This window comes from Botryobacter ruber, from assembly GCF_003347595.2.
In the GTDB taxonomy this organism is placed as follows: Bacteria; Bacteroidota; Bacteroidia; order Cytophagales; family Hymenobacteraceae; genus Pontibacter; species Pontibacter ruber_A.
In genome coordinates, this window is sequence record NZ_QCZK02000047.1 from 1 (window position 1) to 21,067 (window position 21,067).

Consider the following 21,067-nt stretch of genomic DNA (forward strand, 5'->3'; position numbering starts at 1 on the left):
TGCCTATCAATAAGTTTAATCTGATGTCTAGTTTCCTTAGAAACATAGTCGAGGAGTTTATCAGTTTGGCGGTCGTTACTAATAATTTGAAACCACTTCTGACTTTCTGATTCAAGAAAAACTCTATCTTTTCCTCTTTGTTCTGCAGTTAATTCGCCTTTATAATCGTAAGTTTTATTATAACAATTTAAATCACTATAATAAGTTAGGTATTTTGTTCTGAAGTTATAGTTTTTGCACCCTTCAAAATCAAAAGTGTTAAAATGGTAACGCCTTTCTTCAGAATGCAAAATACTTATAGAACTACATATATATTCCTCTTCTGCTAAGCTTAGTTGATCACCTTCGAATAATTTATTCATCAAATCTTCAGTTGTAGCTATATGCTCATCACTGCCAAAATTGCCTGACTGGCTAATTTCTTTTAGATAGGATCTTGAATAAGGCATTTAAAAACTTAATAGAAGCTTATTGAAGTGTAAATTAATCAAGGATCGTAAACACAATTCTTTCCTTCTTTACTTTGAGGTTCTTTCCGGCATATGGTACAACTTTGCCACGACAAAGCCAATCCATTAAATTATCAATCTTAGTGATTTGCGGATTTCTAAAAGCATCTGAAATGAAGTATAGTTGATAATTCTTGGAATTAGACAGGAAAAGATGCCATTCATTTTTAGTTAAATAAAATACTTTTTCCGTATATATTGAGCCTTTACACTCAATATAATATTCTATTGAATCGTCTATACTATCCACAACCTCAAAGTCATGGCTATTCCCAGTTTCTCCTGCTTCATTAAGCCATTTTACCCTTTCTCCAAACTTAGTCCTTAAGGCATAATATAAGTGGCGTTCGCTTGCTAACCTAACGCTCTCATTCAATTCTGCATTTTCCTCAACCTGAACTTCATCCTCTGAAAGCTCTTTATTATTTCTTCCCCTAAGCTCCTTTATCTCCTCCGACAGAACTGCAAGCTGTTTAGAGATGAGAGTTATAGCTGTAGCATTATGTTGAATTACTTTTTCAAATTTTAGTCTCTCCTCTTTATACTTATCACCATCCTCCTCTTGCTTCTCATTTTGCACTTGTTTAGGCACCTCTGAGTTAATGATCTCTAATTGTGGTTTCGCTATATTCCGCAAACTATGATTTAAAGCTGCTGCCTTTATAGGCCAAAGCTTTTGTTGAACAGCTAATTTGCTATAAGCTTTCGATTGTAAATCGATATAAGCACCTCCAGTTACATCTGCAAGTTCCTGAGCTTTGACTTTAGCGACTTCATCTTGAGCTATGCCAACTACAAACAAGATTCCATTTTCCCTTAACAATACTTCAGTATCATGTCGGTAATCTCCACCTCCGTTTTCTTCTCCATCTGTGATGAGAATAATTTTTTTATCTGAGTTTTGATAAGTTAGGAGTGAATTAATACTAGCTTTTATTGCTGCAGTAATAGGAGTACCTCCGGTATTTATGGGATCGGCAATTTCACTGATCTTTTCGGAGAACAGTGCTAAATCGAATGTAGAATCAAAGACAGTATCAATAATTAGGGTATCAATGCCATCTTTAGTAACGGAATGAAATTTTCGGACTACCACTTTAGAAGCATAATCAAATGTAGGCAGCAGCTCATCAATTAAAATGGATTTGGCTAGGCTCATCCTTGTACTCCCATCAGGCAGAAGGTATGAATTATTTTGCCCATTTTGGGTCCAATAACCCATACTACTTGAATTGTCTATCAATACTTCTATAATAGTTTCCATTAGCAAATGTATATTAGTTTTTTAAGTAGAGATAAATTTAAGTAATCAAAAATATTATATCCTTTAAATTTGAAATCCACTCCCTCTTGCTTTGCCTTTAAATCTTGTAATGAGGTTCTAATCTAGAAAAAATAAAGTAATAAAATATTTAAATCTAAATTAATTATTGTTTAAACTTTAGCTTTTAATGCAATACTTTTTTGCTATAGCATACAAGGCAAATTTGCAGATTACTTTTCTATTCTACCTGGGTTAATGCGATGATTCAGTAACGGCCCAAAATTTAGGAAAGAAATATAAAAAGCGTACCACAAGTAAACCTCAAGAACATGGAAACAGCAAATAAATTACTCATTACGCTTAAGCGTGAAGAGCTTTTTAATTTAGTCTGGAAAGAACCTACTACAAACCTTGCAGCGCAATTTCAAGTCCCTTACTCCGATTTCAAAAAAATATGTGATCAAATGTCAGTTCCAATACCGGGCTCTGGTTACTGGTCTAAACTAAGAGCTGGCAAACCCGTCACGAAAGCGAGCCTACCGGCAGAGTATTCTGGTCCGCTGGAAGTGACAATTGAGCCAAGAGAATCTAAAAAGAGAAAAAAGACTACGAAAGAGCGAGCCACTGGCTTTGGAGTAGATTCTGAACAAATAGGGAAGGTTAAAACAAGATTAGTCAATCCAGACCCTTTAATTATAGCTGTAAAAGAAAAATTAGAGAAAGCTGATTATTTGCATGATGGTTTAGCCTGGTCCGGCTCCGGAAATTTAAGCATTAAAGTTTCACCAAAGAATGTTTCAAGAGCATTACGCTTTATGGATGCCTTCATTAAGGTTTTAAAAGCAAGAGGAAATAGTGTGAAGGTGGAATACCATACTACTTATGCTATCATTGAAAATGAAAGATTTGAAATAGGACTCAGGGAAAAGTCAAACCGCTCTATAGTAAAACAAGGTAGTTGGGATAGAACAATATATACTCCAAGCGGCTCATTAATCTTTAAAATTGACGAATATCCACGAAGAGAATGGAAAGATGGAAAGTTATTACTGGAAGACCGGTTAGTTGAAATTATAGAGTACCTAGAGCAAAAAGCCAAAGAAAGAATAAAGAGAAAAATAAAATGGCAAAAAGAAGAGGAAGTTCGCCAGGAGCGGGAACGGATTCAAAGAGAACTTGAGGCGCGCCAGGAGAAAGAAATAGCAGGTTTTAAAAGCCTGTTACAAGATGCCAGGCGCTGGAAAGAGGTTAAGCTTTTGCGGGAGTACATTGCGGATCTGAAATCAGGCTCTACTTTTAAAACTAACCACCCGGAAGCTCATGAGGCTTGGATTAAATGGGCAGAAGAAAAAGCAGATTGGTATGATCCACAAATAAACTTAGCCGATGAATTAATGAACAACGTGGATAAAGAAACACTGACACTCAGGAAAAAGTCTATTTACAATAGTTGGTAAATATTTATTCCAGACTAAGAAGCTTTGGTTTGAACGGAGGGGAGGTAAGGCAAGCCTTCTCTCTCCTCTAGCTTTTTGATAAAAACTAGATGAAAATAACCAGGCCAATGTTTCTCAAATTGTTTGCAAATAAAAAAAGCACTTACAAGTTTTACCTCGTAAGTGCTTGATTATCAGGTGGGCCCACCTGGAATCGAACCAGGCACCTACTGATTATGAGTCAGTTGCTCTAACCGAATGAGCTATAGGCCCGTTCCGCTCGCCGAAAACCCGTTAAAAAGCGCTTTCTTTGATTTCGGAGTGCAATTCTACATATTTGCATTCAGATTTCAAACTCTAACGAAAAAATTTTTTCAGTGGATTTAGCGAAAGTAAAGAATATCATCTTCGATCTCGGGGGCGTGATCATCAACATAGACTACAACAAAAGTGTTCAGGAACTGCAGAAGTACAGCCCGGAAGGCAGGACTATTGCCTTCAGCCAGAAAGCGCAATCCGAGCTGTTCGACCTGTTCGAAACAGGCGTAAGTACACCGGCGCAGTTCCGCCGGCACCTGCGGGAAGAGTACAACCTGCAGGCAACCGACCAGCAGCTGGACGATGCATGGAACGCCATGCTCCTCGACATCCCGAAAGAAAGAATTGACCTGCTGCTGGAACTGGGCAAGAACTACCGCATATTTTTAATGAGCAACACCAACGCCATTCACCTGGAGCGTTTTAATGCCATCGTAGCGCACAGTTTCACCATACCCAGTCTCGATTCGCTTTTCGAAAAAACCTATTACTCGCACCTGATCGGGAAGCGCAAACCCGATGCCCTGGTGTTTGAAGAAATTATCGCGCAGAACGGGCTGCAGAAAGACGAAACGCTCTTTATCGACGATAGCATCCAGCACATCGAAAGTGCCCGCAACGTAGGCCTCCAGACCCTGCACCTGCAACCACCGCTCACCATCAACGAATTTTTTAAGGATGTTATTCAGTAAGCAGCAGCGCAGTTACGGACTGCACCTGTTGCTTTTCCTGGTCACCCTCTTTACCACAACGCTGGCGGGAGCCGAATGGCGCTTCGGAAAATTATTCTTTATAGATGCAGCAGGTATTGACTGGAGCGGCACCCTTACGCAGGCAGAATTCCTGGCCGGGCTTTATTTTTCATTGCCTTTCCTGGGGGTGCTCACGGTGCACGAGTTTGGCCATTACATAACGGCCAGAATTTACCGCGCGCAGGTGTCGCTGCCGTATTACCTGCCGCTCTGGTTCGGCATTACGAGCAGCATTGGCACGCTGGGGGCATTTATCAGGATCAAAAGCAGGATTAATTCCCGCAGGCAGTTTTTTGACATCGGCATTGCCGGTCCACTGGCTGGCTTTGTAGTAGCAGTTCCTTTGCTGTTCTATGCCTTTACCCATCTGCCTCCCCCGGAGTACATTTTTTCGGTGCACCCGGAATACCAAAAGTACGGGCTGGAGTATGCGCAATACGTCTACAATAACCCGATTGGCAACATTGCGCTGGGCAAAAACCTGCTCTTTATGCTGTTCGAGCGTTTTGTGGCGCCTGATGCTGCTGCAGTTCCTAACCACTACGAAATAATCCATTACCCGCTGGTGTTTGCCGGTTACCTGTCGTTGTTTTTCACGGCGCTCAACCTGCTGCCCATTGGCCAGCTGGACGGCGGGCATGTGCTGTATGGGCTGCTGGGCTACAGGCGCTTTAACCAGCTTTCGCCTCTCTTTTATGCATGCTTTATCCTGTATGCCGGCCTGGGCGTGATCTCGCCGTACCGGACGCCGCTCTGGTCGGAGGAACTGCTGGTGGTGTTTGTGCCCTTTGTGCTGTGGGCGATGTCGCATCTGCTCCGGGACAGGCGCCGTGGTTTTCTGGCAGCCCTGGGCATGCTGATGCTGCAGTACAGCGTGGCGGCCACCTTTCCGTCTATCGAAGCGTATGCCTGGGTATGGCCGGTGTATGTGCTGTACCTGCTGTTTGTGTTTCAGCGGGTGGTGCCCCACATTCGTTTCGCCCTGTACCTGGTGCTGGCGGTTGTCTCGCTCCAGGTGGTGCTCTCGCTTGTTTTCCCGGATGCGGATGGCTACAGCGGCTGGCTGATTTTCGGGTTACTGCTGTCGCGGTTCCTGGGCGTGTTCCACCCCTCCTGCCCCGACGAAAGGCCGCTCACACCGGCCCGGAAAGTACTGGGGGTGCTGGCTGTTCTCATTTTCATTCTCTGCTTTACCCCTGCTCCCTTTATTGTGGAATAGGCAAATACCATCTCCATCACTTTGCGCCCCTGAACAGGGAGCGAAGTGATGGTTTAAATAATTTTGCAGAAGCTTTCGCAAAACTAAAACCAGGCAACTTACGCTATATGCAGGAGCAGAGGGAATGGTGGCTGCTGCAGCAATATCCCAACTCCTGCTGACTACAGAAAACAGGAATCGTGACCTGACCAAAGGAGCTAACCGCAGATTTTTTAGCTGTAATCTTTCTTCGTCTGAAATTTATTGCTCATAATGCCATCGGGTAAAGCCATTGCACGTACAAGCGCTGGTTACGCTCAGAAATTAAATACCAAACTTTAGCTGAAGCCTTTATGGAGATTGCCCTTGTGCTTTCGTTGCTGGTGATTGCGGTTGTGCTCTTTGCCACCGAAAAAGTCTCGATTGAGCTGGTTACGCTTATCATGCTGATCATCCTGGCAGGTTTGCGCATCATCACGCCCGAAGAGGCTTTTGCCGGCTTCGGCAGCGACTTTATCATTATCATCGCCTCTATCTTTATTCTCGGTGCTGCCCTGGAAGAAACCGGGATACTGGACTTTGTGGTGGTCAGCCTGGTGCGGCTGGCACAGAAAAGCCATAACCTGGTGCTGCTTACGGTCATGCTGATCTCGGGCATTGTTTCGGCCTTTATGAACAATACCACCGTTACGGCCATGTTTGTTACGCCGCTGGTCGGGTTATCCAAACGCATCAACACCAATGCGTCCAAGCTGCTCATGCCGCTGGCTTACGCTTCCATACTGGGAGGAACCTGCACACTTATCGGCACTTCTACCAATGTGGCCGTGAGCGGCTACATGAACAAAATCGGGCTGGAACCGGTGGGGCTGTTCGAGATTTCGGGCATCGGCCTGATCATTTTTATTACGGGCATTGTTTACATGATGACGATCGGGCGGCGTTTGCTCCCAAGCCACGAAGACCAGCAGCTGGCCGAAGAATATAAGCTGCATAAATACCTGACCGAGATCCTGGTGATGCCCGACTCGCCGCTGGCCGGGCAGCTTGTGTTTGCCTCCGACCTGACCACGCTCAACTTCCGGATGCTCAACATTATCCGGGGCAACGAAAACTTCCTGCCCGACTTCCGGACCCGCATAGAGGCCGGTGACATCCTGCTGGTAGAAGGTGAAATGAACGACCTGCTGAAGGTAAAGGAAACGAAAGGCATCGAAATTATGGCGGATGTCCTGCTGGAAAAAGACCTGGAAACAGACCTTATCCGGTTGGCAGAAGTGATGATCACCCCGCAGTCTGACCTGATTAACCGGACCGTGAGAGACGTGAACTTTCGCAGCCGGTTCGGCCTGGTCGTACTGGCGGTGTCACGCTACGGCGAAACCTTGCGCAGCACCATTACCAGCATTCCCCTGCGCATGGGCGATGTGCTGCTCGTACAGGGCACCGCCGACCAGCTGACACGGCTCCGCACCAGTCCGAACCTGGCCCTGCTCGACGAATTTGAGGCGCTGTTATTTAAGAAGAAGAAAGGCCTGATCGCGATAGCTTGTTTTGCAGGCGCAGTACTGGCAGGTACTCTTAAGATTGGTTCCGCTCAGATTCTGCCGCTCTCCATCGCTTTTCTGGCCGCAGCCATTCTGTGTATAGTCTTCGGCTGCATTGGTACCGGCAAAGCCTACAAAGCCATTGACTGGCGCCTGCTCATCCTGATCGGGGGTATGACGGCCTTTGGTACGGCCATGGAGAAATCGGGTGCTGCCGACTTTATGGCGCACGGTATTGTGGAAATACTGGGCCCGCTTGGCAGGCATGCCGTGCTGTCGGGTTTCGTGCTGCTTACCGTTATGCTGACCCAACCCATGTCGAATGCGGCAGCGGCACTGGTTATTGTACCGGTGGCCCTGCGGGCTGCTGTGGAAATGCAGGCGGAGCCCCGCACCTTCGCGATTGCCATTATGCTGGCCGCTTCGGTATCGCTGGTAACGCCGTTCGAACCTGCCTGTATCCTGGTGTATACGCCCGGCAAATACCGCTTCATGGACTTTATCAAAATAGGCACGCCGCTTACGTTGCTGCTCCTGGCGGTTATCATTATCCTGGTGCCTATCATCTGGTCGCTGTAACTGTGCTGTTGCCTATGGAGTACAATTACCAAACGATACTACTGCGCGCATGAAGCTTTTTACAGGAATTCCGGGAGTACTTTTGCTGCTCGCACTGGCCTGCTCTCCCAAAAACGAAGAAGTGCAGACAAGCCATATCGAAACGGAAAAAGCAGACTCGGTTGCAGACTCTATCGCCACTACCGTGAAAGATGGTACAGCCACCGCCCGGCCCCACGAAACCCCGGCCCTCCCGCTTCCGCAGCCCGTCCTGCAGCTCCTGGCTTCCAGATACCCCGGCTGGAAAGAACCTGTTTTGCTGGACATCGCAAAAGAAAATGCATCCGGAAAAGCGCAGGGGCCGCTCACGGTACAGGCCGATTTTAACGGCGATACCCTGCAGGACATCGCCCTCCAGATACAACACGGGCAGGACGTGGTTATTATGGCGCTGCTACAGGACTCCGGCAGCTGGCAGTTGCACGAACTCAAAAAAGACATCCTGTTCAACGACCGCGGCACCTACAAAAGTCCCTACCACCTTTACCTGACCCAAACCGGCGAACAACTCTACAACTACGACAGCAATAAAAATTTCACCACGGAGCACGATGCGGTTTCGGTAAGCATCAGCAACAGCACTATTACCTACCTGTATGAGGGCAACAAATTCAAGGCTTATGAAACGGAATAAGCAAGCACGACGACCAGAAAGAGGAGCAGCGGGAGTGGTGGCTGCTGCAGCAAAGTAAAATCTGCGCAAATATGGAAGAAAGGAAGTCCGGCAAGCTGGAAGCGGTGCGCGATGGAAAGGCGCATGCCCCGAAAGACCCAACAAAGTACGTTCAAAAATCTGCTGCAGCAGCCACCACTCCCGCTGCTCCGCTTCACACAGCTTTAAGCTAAAACTGAAACAGGTACACCGCCGCTACAGCCAGTACGGTACCCAGAACGGTTAGTCCGAGAGCAAGTCGCCCCACCCGCCTGGCTTTGATTTTATCGGACTCGGAAGACGTGAAATGGTTTATGTTCAGGTTCAGCATAAAAAAAACGGCAGCCAGCACCAGGCTGATAAACCAGAAGGTACAAAACCTGAAAATAAAGGATAAAGGCAAGGTGCTCTGCAGTTTGTGAACAGAGTTATCGCGCATCAGGAAAAAGAAAGCGATGATCAGCAGCAGGCTGCCATACGTGGTGATGATAGCGCTTGCCGGGAAAAACAATTTTTTCATTATAAGGAAGCGGTTATCAGTAGTTCAGAAACGACTGGGCATCTTTCCGGATGTGCTCACGGGACTGGCCATCTTTTACCCCCATCGATATCTTGCGCACCAACACACCCACTATTGCTTTTTTAAAGCCGAGTTTCATGGCCATGTTAATGCAGAAATCCATCTCATGATCGTCTACAATTCCATCGGCCAGCATCATCTCCACCAGGTCGTATATCTGGTCGAAACGCTCCGTGTCGTTCGAAGGCAGCTTGGGGTCTATCCGGGCAGTATCCTCTAAAAGGGTTTGCACATCTTCAGGTTTCATACCATGTTTGGTACCAATCGAGATGATGTATTTCATCTCCTCGTGGTCCACATGCCCATCAACCTTTGCCAGAGCTCCCAGGTTTTTAATGTGACTTTTTAACTTTTTGCTTTCGTCGCTTTCAAAAAAACCAAACATATGCTAACTGTTTTTTTAGATTTTTATACTTAATTTTAACTAGTTGGATACCGGTGGTATATGCAATGGTAATATGCTTTGGGCTAATAACGTTTATAATACAAACCCTGTAACGTAAATTAGCCGGAATGGGTAGCTATCTTAACATACGATTTAGGTAATATTTAAGATATACCTTTGCGTATGTTTTTTAACAGGATGGAAAATAATGGCAGATATTTAATTCTAAGCGATTTTTTTTGCAAACTTGCGCCTGAATAAACGTGTAGGAAAATGCCTCCGGGTTTCGTGGGGCAGGTAAATAGTTAGATAAAATAGTTCTTCATGAAAAGAATAGGAGTTTTTACCTCTGGCGGTGACGCACCTGGCATGAACGCGTGTATACGTGCTGTTGTACGGGCGGCTGTCTTCAACAACCTGGAGGTTTACGGCATAAAACGGGGCTACAGCGGCATGATCAAAGGCGAAATTTTCAGGATGGAGTCTTCTTCCGTGAGCAACATTGTACAACGGGGAGGCACTATTCTCAAATCGGCCCGGAGCATGGAATTCATGACGAAGGAAGGCCGGCAGAAAGCCTACGAACAGCTGCAGGAATTTGGGATAGAAGCACTCATAGCCATAGGCGGTGAAGGAACCTTTACCGGCGCCAAGGTATTTTTCGAAGAGTTCGGCATTCCAACAGTAGGAGCACCCGGTACCATAGACAACGACCTGTATGGCACCGATTATACTATTGGCTACGACACAGCCGTAAATACCGCCCTCGATGCCATCGACAAAATCCGCGACACGGCAGACAGCCACGATCGTGTGTTTTTTATCGAAGTAATGGGCCGCGACTCCGGTTACATTGCCATCCCCTGCGCAATAGGCGGTGGTGCCGAAACCGTGATGATACCGGGCACGGAAACAACCGTTGACAGCATCATCAAAACAATCCGCTCGGGTTGGGAGCGGTCCAAAACCTCTTCCATCATTATTCTATCGGAAGGAGAAATTGAGGGTGGTGCTACGCAGGTGGCAGCCAGGGTAAAAGAGCAGATACCCAACATGGACGGCCGCGTTACCATCCTGGGGCACGTGCAGCGTGGCGGAGCGCCATCTGCTTTCGATCGTCTGCTTGCCAGCCAGCTGGGGATTGCCTGTGTTGAGGGGCTGCTGGAAGGACGCCACAACGTGATGGCGGGAATCATCAACTCCAAAGTGGAATTTACGCCATTTGAGCAGGCCTCCAAAACAAAAAAACTGCTGAGCCCGATCTATACCGAGATGGTGAAAATGCTGTCGGTGTAGGTGCCGTATGTATGGCAGCAATAGCTTGCTTTTGCCGGAGAACCGACAACAGCAAGCTACTGCTCCTTTTTTAATTCTTCGTCCAGAAACGAAACAATTTCCTGCCACTGCTCCGGGTGGAACCAATGGTATTCCGGGTCTTTGTTAAACCAGGTAAGCTGCCGCTTGGCATACCGCCGGCTGTTCCGCTTGAGCAACCGGACTGCTTCTTCCCAGTCGTACTTTCCCTCCAGGTAATCAAAAATTTCTTTGTAGCCCACTGTTTGCAGCGCATTATGTTGCCGGTACGGGTAAAGCGCTTCCGCTTCGTGCAGCAAGCCCTGCTCCAGCATCAGGTCCATCCGCAAATCGATGCGCTGGTAGAGCTCCTGCCGGTCGCGGTTTAATCCGATTTTGATGACCCGGAACGGACGCTCCTGCCGCAGGTTTTTCCGGAAAGATGAATAAGGCTGCCCCGTAGCCAGGCATACTTCCAGCGCCCGGATTACCCGTTGCGGGTTGGCCCGGTCTACCTGCTCATAGTAAAGCGGGTCGAGTTGCTGCAACTGTTCCAGCAACGGCGCCAGCCCCTCTTTTTCGTGCCGGACAATCAGCTGCTCCCGTACCTGCAGATCGGTTTCGGGCATGGCATCCATCCCGTTGCACACGGCGTTGATGTACAACCCGGAGCCACCGGTGAGGATCACCACATCCTGCCGCCTGAACAGCTGCTCCAATCGTTGCAGCACATCCTGCTCGTAGGCGCCCGCACTGTACTCCTGCGTAATGCTGTGCGAATCCACGAAATGGTGCACCACCCCCTGCTGCTCTTCCGGTGTGGGCTTGGCAGTGCCAATGGTCATTTCCCTGAAAAACTGGCGCGAGTCTGCCGAAATTATCTCGGTGTGGTAGTGTTTTGCCAGCCGCACACAAAAATCTGTTTTACCTACTGCGGTAGGCCCCGCCACCACGACCAGATATTTGTTGCTGTTTACTTTTTCCATAAGTTGTCATAAAAGCACCAGAGCTTCTGCTCTTCCTGCTGCCAGTTCAGTTCCTCCCGCGCAAGGCGGCAATTCTGCTCCAGTTCCTGGTACAAAGCCTTGTCTGCAAGCAGCAGGTTTATCTTTTCCTGCAGTTCCTTCACCTCCAGGCTGCTGACCAGCGCAACGTGGTACTGGTCGTTCAGCTGCTTATACTCCGGGAAACCGACTACCAGTTGCGGCACACAGGCATGGATGTAATCGAAGAATTTGTTTGCCAGCGAATAGTAGTAACTCAGCCCCTTGTTTTCCAGCAGCATAATCCCGATGGTGGCCTTACGGGTAATCTCCAGCAGGTCCTGCGGCAGCACTTTCCCCTTAAACTCGACCTTGTGCGAAATACCTAAGGCCTGTGCCATGTTTAGCAGCTGCCCGAAAATATCGCCGTCGCCGCAAATAACCAGCTTTGCGTCCATTCCCGCCATGGCCTCCAGCAAAGGTTCCAGGCCGCGACCGGCGTTTACGGCACCCTGGTACAGGATGGTACGCGGCTCTTTTACCGGAGTCTTGTAAGGCAGCAGCGGCGGCATGTTCCGGATTACTTCAAACTTCGTCTGATACTTTTCCTGAAACACAGCGGCAATAGTAGCTGTTACCGTATAGGCATGTGTAGTTCTGCGGACGATAAAACCCTCCACTGCCGTCCAGACAGCTTTTACCAGCTTCCGGTCGGCAACTTCCACTACTTCCGGGAAATACTCGTGGGCATCGTAAATAAAGGGTTTCTGCTTTTGCCTGGAAATAAAGTAAACTGGCAGCGCCGTATCCAGGTCGATGGCGCAGTAGGCATCGAACCGTTTCCGGAGCAGGTAAAAGTACAGCCGCAGCATATACTCAAGGTAAAAGAGCTTGCCCTTGTTATAAAAACATTTGAGGCGGTGCTGCCGGTAGGGCTGGTGCTGCAACGGCAGCGAATCGGGTAACACCCTGCCCACCAGCAGCACATCATACCCCCGCAGCGCAAGCGAGCGGCAGATGCGCTGCATGCGCTGATCATGACTAAGATCGGTTGTAACAGTAAAAACGAGTCGTTTCATGGAGTACCTGATCGCAGCAGCTGCTCCGCACGTATATAAACAAAATTAACAGGAATCATAAAAATAGCCTTACAGCTTATTTTTTGCTAATTTATCGTTTTAATTGTAAACTTCGCATAGCAGCTGCCGGAAGTATGGGTCACCAGCTGCCTTACTTAAAGTAATAAGTATCTAACATGCCAAAAATCTCGAAAAGGACCGCATCTGATCAGCAACTGAAACAGGCAGAATCGCTGTTGCAGGTGCTGGTGCAATTAACAGATCCGGACCGGATAATACTTGTAGCACAGCCGGCGGGACAGGTTTTGGCGGCCAGCAAGAATGCTTCGGACCTGCTGCTGCTGCTCGAAGCTACTGAAAAAGAAAAAATGCTGCAGCATATCCTGGGCTTCACGACACCTGAAGCTTTTGAGAACCTGCTCAGGTTGCTCCAGGAAAAACAGGAAATCAGTGGCGAAGTGCCTTCTTCTCACCTGCTAACCGAAGGCTCGCTGGAGTATGTCTGCCGGCTGGTTACCTACCAGGACATGCTCTTTTTATGTACCGAAATAACCGGCATTACAGGTAAGGCACTTAGCCTGGTAACCGAAGATAACTACCACAGTGTTTTCGAAAACTGTACCGAACCGCTTTTCATCCTGGATAAAAAAGGCCGGTTTATTGATGTGAACAAGCGCGCGCTCGCCTTGCTCGACAAAAAGAAAAAAGATGTGGTAGGAAAATCGATCTTCCGCAACTTTGGCCTTAACCTGTTTGAGCGGGTGGCCCTGAAAGGACAGCTACAGAAGGTAATGAGCGGCAATCCGCAGCAGTTTGAATGGTGGCTGCAGGAAAAAGGAAAAGACAACGACCTGCTGCCGGTGGAAATCCTGCTGGAGAAAGGCCTGTTTCACGGGGATGATGTTATCCTGGGCTCTGTCAGAAACCTGTACCAGCTCATCGGGACAGAGCAGGAAATCCGTTTCCGGAACCACCAGCTTGAGTTCGTAAACGACCTGATCACCAACCTCTCCACATCCGACAGCCAGCAGGAGATTCTGGATTGTACCCTGGATAAGCTGCTGGAAAAATGTGATATAGCTGCAGGCTGCATTTACAACTACCACCCCGATTCCCAGAAAGTCACGCTGTCGTACTCCAACGGAAGTGTCGGAAACCCGGTACTGCCTGCCTCTATTTCCCTGCAAAAAAGCATTATCCCTAAACTGCTGCGGGCCGATAACCAGAAAACGGTTACCACCCTTTGCAACATGCTGGAAAAAAAGCTTAAACGCAAGCTGACCATTGTTCCGATTGTGACAGAAAAAAAGCTGATTGCCCTGATCATACTCTGGCCCAAAGGCGAAGCAAAGATGCCCCAGTCATTTCTGGCGCTTCTTAACTTTATTGGCAGTGCTATCGGCAATTACATTGCCCGCCACGATTTAATGCAGCAGCTTACCTACTCCGAAGATAAGTATAAGCTGCTTTTCGAATCGTCTTACGATGCGATCCTGCTCTTCAGGGATGGAGTTGTTGTAGACTGCAATGAAAAAACGACTCAGCTCTTCCGGTGCAAGCGCGAAGAACTGCTCGACCAGAGCCTGATCCATTTTTCGCCGGAGGTACAGCCAAGCGGGGAACTCTCTACCGACAAATTAGAGCAGTCGATGCAAAAAGCGCTGGCGTCAAACGATCCTATTACCTTCGACTGGCAGAACATCCGGAGAGACGGAACCAGTTTTGAGGCGGAGATAAGCCTGAACCGGATTGTGATTGAAGGCAGGTATTATGTGCAGGCCTTTATGCGGGATATCACACAACGGAAACTGGCACAGTCGGCACAGCGGCAGGAAGAAGTTATGCGGGAATCGATGGCGCATTTCCGGAACTTCCTGGAAAAAGTAAACCTGATCTATTACACCCTCGATACCCAGGGGACAATTGTTTACTCCAATGAGTATTTCCTGAAATACCTGGAATATGAGCACGACGAAGTAATTGGCAAAGATTTCTTTGAACTGCTCGTGCCCGAACAGGAACGTGAAAAGCGCAGAAGAGATTACTACAAGACCATCACCTCAAAACAACTAAACGCTTACTACGAGCGGGACGTGCTCACCAAATACGGCCAGGTAAAAACCATGCGCTGGAACTCGATGTTCGATTACGGGCCAAATGGCGAAATGCTGGGCATTACGAGTGTCGGCAAAGATATGACCGATAAGCGGATAGCCATGGAAGCGCTGAAAGACAACAAGATCCGCCTGCAGGACCTCTTCGACAACGCGCATGACCTGATCCAGAACATCTCTGTCGACAACAAATTCATCTTTGTAAACAAAGCCTGGAAAGACCGCCTCGGGTATACCGACGAAGACATCGAGTCGCTCACGCTGAATGAAATTGTGCACCCTTACTACAAGGCCAAGCTCATTTACCAGCTGCGCAATCTGTATAAAGGAGAGCAGGTTAACAAAATAGAAACCGTATTTCTGACCAAAGCCGGAAAACCGGTACACCTGATCGGCAGCATCAACTGCAGCTGGCAGGATGGCAAACCGGTTGCCACCCGCGCTATCCTGCACGACATCACCGACCGGATCAAGGCGGAGCGCCTGCAGAAGGTTTACTATAGCATCGCCAACCTTGCCATCAGCAGCAAAGACCTGAACTCGCTCTACAGTGCCATCCACCGCGAGCTGAGCAAGATTATCGAAACGCGGAACATCTATATTGCCTTGTGCGACAAAGAGTACCAGCACCTGCAGTTTGTGTACCTGGTAGATCAGTTTATCGACAAAGCAAACCGCGAACCCATGCATCGCCCGTTTTCGAACGGCATCTCGGAATACATCATCAGTACCGGCAAGCCGCTCTACGCCCAAAAGCAGGAACTCCTGCAGCTGGCCGAAGAAAACAACATCAGAATCCGGGGCGCTTTGCCCGAGGTAATGCTTTGTTCGCCGCTGGCAATCGGCGACCGTATTATTGGGGTTATTGCCCTGCAGGACTACTACAGTGCTGATGCCTACGTACATGCCGATACCGAAATTCTGCACTTTATTTCGAACCAGGTGGCCCTTGCCATCGAACGGAAACGGAATGAAGAACAGATCAATAACCAGAACGCCAGGCTGAATGCCATTTTTGAAAGTGGCACGCACCACATGTGGTCCGTAAACCGCAAGTTCGAGATCACCTCCTTCAACCGCAACTTTGGTAAGCTGCTCGAAAAGCATGGCTTCAGCCAGATTAAAGCCCATAAGCAACTCAGCCCGGAACTGCTTTCCATTATGCCAAAAGAAGCCTTCAACTTCTGGCGTAAAAAGTACGAGGATGCCTTTACAGGTATTCCCCAGCATTTTGAAGTGCACCTGCAGGACCCCGAAAGCTGGAGCGAAGTTTTTCTAAACCCCATTTACCTGGAAGATGCGTCTTTTGAAGAGATTTCAGGCATTGCGCTCGATATTACAGATAAGAAAAAGTCGCAGCTTGCACTGGCAAACAGCGAAGAAAAGTTCAGACGCATATTCGAGTCTTTCCAGGATGTGTATTACCGCTCTTCGCTCCATGGTATCGTGGAGCTGGTGAGCCCTTCCATAACCAGCTTGCTGGGCTATAAAGAAAACGAAGTACTCGGATTCGAAAGTAAACGTTTTTTTGCAGACCCGGCCGACAGCGAAGTACTGAAGAAGCGGGTACTGGAAGAAAAGACAATCCGGGATTTTGAGGTAGAAATGATTACGAAAGATGGCGCCCAGAAAACAGTGTTACTCGACTCCCGCCTGGTGTACGACAAGCATGGCAACCCGGTCAGCTTCGAGGGGGTTGTCCGGGATGTGTCTGAGCTGAAACGCACGCAGAAAGCGCTGGTAAAGGCCAAAGAGGAAGCTGAGAACCTGCTAAAGGTAAAAACGCAGTTCCTGGCCAACATGAGCCACGAACTCCGCACGCCGATGAACGGTATTATCGGCATGATCGACCTGTTAAGCCAGATCAACACCGACCAGGAGCAGCGCGAATACATCGATACCTTACGCAAATCATCCGATGCCCTCCTCGACATCCTCAACGATATCCTGGACCTGTCCAAGATGCAGGCCGGCAAACTTGTGATCAATCAGTCGGGCATCGACCTTTACGATACAATGGGCAAAATTCACTCGTTGTTCGCGCACCGGGCCCTGCAGAAAGACCTTACGTTTACCTATCATATAGCGGAAGGAACACCACGCTATATACTGACCGACGAAACGCGTTTCCTGCAGATCCTGTCGAACCTGACCTCCAATGCGATCAAATTCACGAATGAAGGAGAAGTAAGTGTGTGGGTAGACAGTGCGCCGCTCAACAAGGAGGAATACATGCTGCATATCAGGGTGCGCGATTCCGGCATCGGTATTTCGCCGGAGGACCAGCAACTGTTATTCACCGATTTTACCCAACTCGACAACTCCTCCACCAAAACCTTTGGCGGTACAGGACTCGGGTTGGCCATATCCAAACAGATAACCCATTTGTTAGGCGGCGATATTGGCGTAGACTCCGAACCGGGCAAAGGAAGTACGTTCTGGTTCCGGATTAAAATCAAACTGGCTGACGTGGCAGAGGTGCAGGCGCAATTAGCAAAAGAGCAGCAAAGTCAGGAGGTGAAAGCTTTTACGGATAATCCGTATATATTACTGGTAGATGACAACCAGATAAACCAGAAGGTAGCCGAAAAGCAGCTGGAAAGGCTGGGATGCAGAATTGATATTGCTTCGAACGGCTTTGAGGCTATAGAGCAGGCAACCACCCATACCTATGACATCATTTTTATGGACATACAGATGCCTGAAATGGATGGTGTTACGGCCATGAAAATTATCCGGGAAAAGCTGAAAGCCAACTGCCCGCCGATTGTTGCCATGACTGCTTATTCCATGAAAGACGATGCCCTTAAGTTTATCAGCGAAGGGATGGACGATTATGTTTCAAAACCGGTGAAGGGTACCGATCTTTATTCCGTTATCAGCAGATGGGTAAACCCCGACAGGCAACAGGTTATAGCCCAGCCGGACCCTGACGGGGAAGCAACACAACCGGAGCCTGAACAAATGATAATTGATGAACAGGTTGTAGAGCAGCTGAAACAGATAGGAGGCAATGATTTTACCCTGCAACTCTACGTGGAATTTGAAGAAGAAGCAGCCGAATTGCTGTCAGAAGCCCAAAAAGAGCTGGAAGCACAACATTACAAAAGTATTTTGAGTACATTGCATCAATTAAAAGGAACAGGTTTTACGTTAGGTATCACTCCTATGGCAGAACTTGCCAAACAACTGGAACATGATATAAAAAACGATCAGTTAGAGACTGTAACCGATAATTTTTATAAACTTGTAAAACAATACGAAACCTATAAAAAATCTTATAAAGAAATAATCTCATAACCAACGTATGGCAGAAAATAAAACTATCCTGATTGCAGAAGATAGTTCTGTGATCTTGAATCTCACAAAAAAAATTCTGGAACTGCAAAATTATAAGATCCTGACAGCCAAAAATGGCGGCGAGGTGATAAAGCAGGTAGAAAACAACAAAATCGATGTTATCCTGATGGACCTGAATATCCCCATCAAAAACGGCATGGATTGTACGCGCGAAATCCGGGCGAACGAAAACAAGGAAATCTCCAGTATTCCGATTATTGCGGTAACCGGTAATGCCAACAATTACACCATGGAGGAATTTAAGGAGGCCGGCATAAACGATTACCTGCCTAAGCCGCTCGACTTCGACATGCTGGTACAAACCGTTAAGAAGTATACAGAAGCCTAAACGGAATGGAGTTAAAGTACACGCGGCCATTTCTGAACAGGCTCGAAGATATTTTTGCGGAATCTGACTTTGTGCTGCGCTACGAAAAGGGGAATTTTAATGCAGGCTATTGCCTTCTCAAGGACATGAAAGTAGCAGTTGTAAACAAATACTTCAGCCTGGAAGGTAAAATTAACTGCCTGTACGATATTCTGCGCACCATTTCGGTAGATGAAAGCCGCCTGAGCGAAAAAACCAGGCAGCTTTATCTGGAAATTCGAAACCAGGAGTAACAACATTGAAAATAACCTTTTTAGGTACGGGCACCTCGCAGGGCGTACCCGTTATCGGGTGTACGTGCGAGGTGTGCCGTTCTGTCGACTACCGCGATAAACGCCTGCGGGTGTCGGTGCACCTGCAGGTCGGCGATAAAAGCATTATCATCGATACCGGTCCCGATTTCAGGCAGCAGGTTTTGCGCGAAAGAATTACCAGGCTCGATGCCCTGCTGTTCACGCATGAACACAAAGACCACACCGCCGGCCTCGACGATATCCGGGCGTACAACTTCATGCAGAAAAAGGACATGCCCCTGTATGCCGAAGAGCGTGTGCTGGAGCACCTGAAGGGGGAGTTTGCCTACATTTTTTCCGGTGCAAATTACCCGGGCATCCCCCGTGTTGCCTTACATCCCATAACGGAAGCTCCTTTCGACCTGGACGGCATCCTGGTGCAGCCTATCCGGGTACAGCACTACCGATTGCCGGTAATGGGCTTCCGGATCGGTGACTTCACCTACATCACCGATGCCAATTACATTGCGGAAAAAGAACTAGACAAGATCCGGGGATCGAAAGTGGTGGTGTTGAATGCCCTGCGCCATGAGCCGCACATTTCCCATTTCAGCCTGCAGGAAGCGGTGGACCTGCTGCAGGACCTGAAGCCCGAGCGGGCTTACCTGACGCACATCAGCCACCTGCTGGGCCAGCACCGCCTGGTAGAGCCACAATTGCCTGCATTTATTCAACTGGCCTACGACGGCCTGCAGCTGGAGGTATAAGTGCATCAGAATTATTACTTCCTGAAACAACTGACAGCAGAGCTGCGCCCCCGGCTGACAGGGCTACAGCTCGTTACCTGCTTCAGCCAGAACCGGGACGAACTGATTATTGGCTTGTCCGGTACTGGAAGCGACGAGGAGTTTTACATCCGGGCCCTGCTCACCTCCCACTTTTCGGCCCTCTCCTTCCCTTCCGATTTCAGGCGGGCACGCGCCAACAGCGTGGACCTGTTCGAGCCGATGCTGGGGCAAACCGTAGAGGACGTGGTGCAGCATGTAAACGAACGCAGTTTTTACCTGCGCCTCTCCAACCAGATGGTCCTGCTCTTTAAACTCTTCGGCAACCGTTCCAACATCATCCTGTACCAGCACCACGAGCCGCTGGCGCTGTTCCACAAAAAGTTCGGCGCCGACCTGGAGCTGGACCCACTGACGATGCACAGACCGCTGCAGCAGAATTTCCAGGCCTTCGAAGCAGCTGGCGGCAACCTGAAAAAGCTCTACCCTACCTTTGGCGACATCCCGGCACTTTACCTGGCACAGCAGCAGTATGACCAACAAACGCTTTCTGGCAAATGGGAGCTGGTGCAAGACGTGCTGGATGTACTGGAGAACCCGCCTGCCTATTACCTGACCAAACTGGAAGGCAAAACCAGGCTGACGTTGCTCCCCGTTGGCGAGGTGCAGCAGACTTTACACGATCCTGTTGAGGCGCTGAACGCTTTTACCCGCAACTACCTCACCGAAACCGGTTTTGAGCAGCAGTACGAGCAAACGCGGCTGCAGCTAACCAAGAAGCTGAAAGGCACGCAGGTGGTACTGGAGCAAACCACCTCTAAAATAGAGGAACTGCGCCACGACCGCTCTTACGCCCAGACAGCCGATGTTATCATGGCCAACCTCAGCAACATTCCGCCCCGCACAAAGGAGATTGAGCTCTACGACTTCTACACCGACCAGCCCCGCACCTATAAGTTGAAGGCAGACGAAAGCCCGCAGAAATATGCCGAACGCCTTTACCGGAAAGCAAAAAACCAGCATGTGGAAGTAAAGCAGCTGGAAGAAAAAGCCGAACGGAAGCTGGAGGAGGTCATTGTACTGGAGGATGCCCTGGCAGCGCTGGCCGAGGTAAAGCGTTACAAGGAATTAAAAGCATTTCTGCGGGATTACGCGCACCTGCTCACTAGCAGGCAACAGGCGCAGCAGGAAGCCCCGTTCCGGGTGTTTGAAACAGAAGGATTTAAAATACTGGTAGGCAAAAGCGCCAGCAACAACGACCTGCTCACCCAACGCCACACCTACAAAGACGACACCTGGCTGCACGCCAAAGATGTTTCGGGCTCGCATGTCGTGATCAAATACCAGGCAGGCAGAACAGTACCGGTCACGGTACTCGAAAAAGCCGCTCAACTGGCCGCCTGGTACTCCAAACGTAAAAACGATTCGCTCTGCCCGGTACTTTACACGCCAAAAAAATACGTGCGCAAGCCCAAAGGCGCTGCTCCCGGTGCAGTAGTGGTTGAGCGGGAAAAGGTCCTGCTGGTAAAGCCTGAAAACCCGTTTGAACGGAAAGTTTAGCCTGATTTTATCCTGCTGCACCAGTCACCACAGC

The 21,067-nt window shown here is 48.5% G+C and carries 18 protein-coding genes and 1 tRNA gene; 12 read left to right on the forward strand and 7 right to left on the reverse strand.

Annotation, left to right across the window (positions count from 1 at the left end; genetic code table 11):
- Both DCW36_RS15000 and DCW36_RS15005 read right to left on the reverse strand, forming a co-directional pair.
- On the reverse strand, positions 1–449 hold a 449-nt coding region (locus tag DCW36_RS15000; RefSeq protein ID WP_164891149.1), incomplete at its 3' end, for a hypothetical protein.
- Positions 450–483: 34 nt separating this feature from the next.
- Entirely contained in the window at positions 484–1,773 is a 1,290-nt protein-coding gene (locus DCW36_RS15005; protein ID WP_114782377.1) for a protein NO VEIN domain-containing protein, read from the reverse strand.
- A gap of 329 nt (positions 1,774–2,102) precedes the next feature.
- Here DCW36_RS15005 and DCW36_RS15010 point away from each other — a divergent pair, with 329 nt between their 5' ends.
- Positions 2,103–3,230, forward strand: coding sequence for a hypothetical protein (locus DCW36_RS15010; protein WP_125185398.1), 1,128 nt, complete (start codon positions 2,103–2,105; stop codon positions 3,228–3,230).
- Between the two features lie 178 nt (positions 3,231–3,408).
- On the opposite strand, the gene DCW36_RS15015 is transcribed toward DCW36_RS15010, so the two are convergent.
- Positions 3,409–3,482 (reverse strand) — tRNA-Ile (locus DCW36_RS15015).
- Between the two features lie 104 nt (positions 3,483–3,586).
- Here DCW36_RS15015 and DCW36_RS15020 point away from each other — a divergent pair.
- From DCW36_RS15020 to DCW36_RS22610, 5 genes are all read left to right on the forward strand, one after another.
- On the forward strand, positions 3,587–4,219 hold the full coding sequence (locus DCW36_RS15020) for an HAD family hydrolase (RefSeq protein ID WP_114782379.1): 633 nt from the start codon (positions 3,587–3,589) through the stop codon (positions 4,217–4,219).
- A complete protein-coding gene (locus DCW36_RS15025) occupies positions 4,206–5,498 on the forward strand; it encodes a site-2 protease family protein (RefSeq protein ID WP_114782380.1) in 1,293 nt (430 codons plus the stop codon). The genes DCW36_RS15020 and DCW36_RS15025 overlap by 14 nt, the downstream gene beginning before the upstream one ends.
- A gap of 332 nt (positions 5,499–5,830) precedes the next feature.
- The gene (locus tag DCW36_RS15030) at positions 5,831–7,603 is read left to right on the forward strand and encodes an SLC13 family permease (RefSeq protein WP_114782381.1); all 1,773 of its coding nucleotides are present in this window, start codon (positions 5,831–5,833) and stop codon (positions 7,601–7,603) included.
- 49 nt (positions 7,604–7,652) lie between these two features.
- Positions 7,653–8,276 carry a hypothetical protein gene (locus tag DCW36_RS15035; protein ID WP_125185399.1) on the forward strand — a complete coding sequence of 208 codons (624 nt, stop codon included), beginning with the start codon at positions 7,653–7,655 and terminating at the stop codon, positions 8,274–8,276.
- A gap of 71 nt (positions 8,277–8,347) precedes the next feature.
- Positions 8,348–8,488 carry a hypothetical protein gene (locus tag DCW36_RS22610; protein ID WP_164891150.1) on the forward strand — a complete coding sequence of 47 codons (141 nt, stop codon included), beginning with the start codon at positions 8,348–8,350 and terminating at the stop codon, positions 8,486–8,488.
- On the opposite strand, the gene DCW36_RS15040 is transcribed toward DCW36_RS22610, so the two are convergent.
- Together DCW36_RS15040 and DCW36_RS15045 are read right to left on the reverse strand one after the other, a co-directional pair.
- Positions 8,485–8,814: a hypothetical protein gene (locus tag DCW36_RS15040; protein ID WP_114782383.1), complete on the reverse strand. Its 330-nt coding sequence runs from the start codon at positions 8,812–8,814 to the stop codon at positions 8,485–8,487. The genes DCW36_RS22610 and DCW36_RS15040 overlap by 4 nt on opposite strands.
- A gap of 16 nt (positions 8,815–8,830) precedes the next feature.
- Complete coding sequence (locus tag DCW36_RS15045; RefSeq protein ID WP_114782384.1) at positions 8,831–9,259, reverse strand: TerB family tellurite resistance protein; 429 nt, start codon at positions 9,257–9,259, stop codon at positions 8,831–8,833.
- Positions 9,260–9,583: 324 nt separating this feature from the next.
- On the opposite strand from DCW36_RS15045, the gene pfkA reads away from it, so the two are divergent.
- Complete coding sequence (gene pfkA, locus DCW36_RS15050) at positions 9,584–10,555, forward strand: 6-phosphofructokinase (protein WP_114782385.1); 972 nt, start codon at positions 9,584–9,586, stop codon at positions 10,553–10,555.
- 56 nt (positions 10,556–10,611) lie between these two features.
- On the opposite strand, the gene miaA is transcribed toward pfkA, so the two are convergent.
- Both miaA and DCW36_RS15060 read right to left on the reverse strand, forming a co-directional pair.
- Entirely contained in the window at positions 10,612–11,538 is a 927-nt protein-coding gene (gene miaA, locus DCW36_RS15055) for a tRNA (adenosine(37)-N6)-dimethylallyltransferase MiaA (protein WP_114782386.1), read from the reverse strand.
- Positions 11,526–12,614 (reverse strand): glycosyltransferase, encoded by a 1,089-nt coding sequence (locus DCW36_RS15060; protein ID WP_205702941.1) that lies wholly within the window; start codon positions 12,612–12,614, stop codon positions 11,526–11,528. Before DCW36_RS15060 ends, miaA begins: the two co-directional genes overlap by 13 nt.
- Positions 12,615–12,790: 176 nt before the next feature.
- On the opposite strand from DCW36_RS15060, the gene DCW36_RS15065 reads away from it, so the two are divergent.
- The 5 genes from DCW36_RS15065 to DCW36_RS15085 are packed head-to-tail and all read left to right on the forward strand — an operon-like array spanning position 12,791 to position 21,033.
- A complete protein-coding gene (locus tag DCW36_RS15065) occupies positions 12,791–18,028 on the forward strand; it encodes a PAS domain S-box protein (protein ID WP_114782388.1) in 5,238 nt (1,745 codons plus the stop codon).
- 7 nt (positions 18,029–18,035) lie between these two features.
- On the forward strand, positions 18,036–18,416 hold the full coding sequence (locus tag DCW36_RS15070) for a response regulator (RefSeq protein WP_114782389.1): 381 nt from the start codon (positions 18,036–18,038) through the stop codon (positions 18,414–18,416).
- A 5-nt stretch (positions 18,417–18,421) separates the two neighbouring features.
- Positions 18,422–18,688 carry a hypothetical protein gene (locus DCW36_RS15075; protein WP_114782390.1) on the forward strand — a complete coding sequence of 89 codons (267 nt, stop codon included), beginning with the start codon at positions 18,422–18,424 and terminating at the stop codon, positions 18,686–18,688.
- Between the two features lie 5 nt (positions 18,689–18,693).
- Positions 18,694–19,455, forward strand: coding sequence for an MBL fold metallo-hydrolase (locus DCW36_RS15080; RefSeq protein ID WP_114782391.1), 762 nt, complete (start codon positions 18,694–18,696; stop codon positions 19,453–19,455).
- Entirely contained in the window at positions 19,456–21,033 is a 1,578-nt protein-coding gene (locus DCW36_RS15085; RefSeq protein ID WP_114782392.1) for an NFACT RNA binding domain-containing protein, read from the forward strand.
- Positions 21,034–21,067 lie beyond the last annotated feature (34 nt).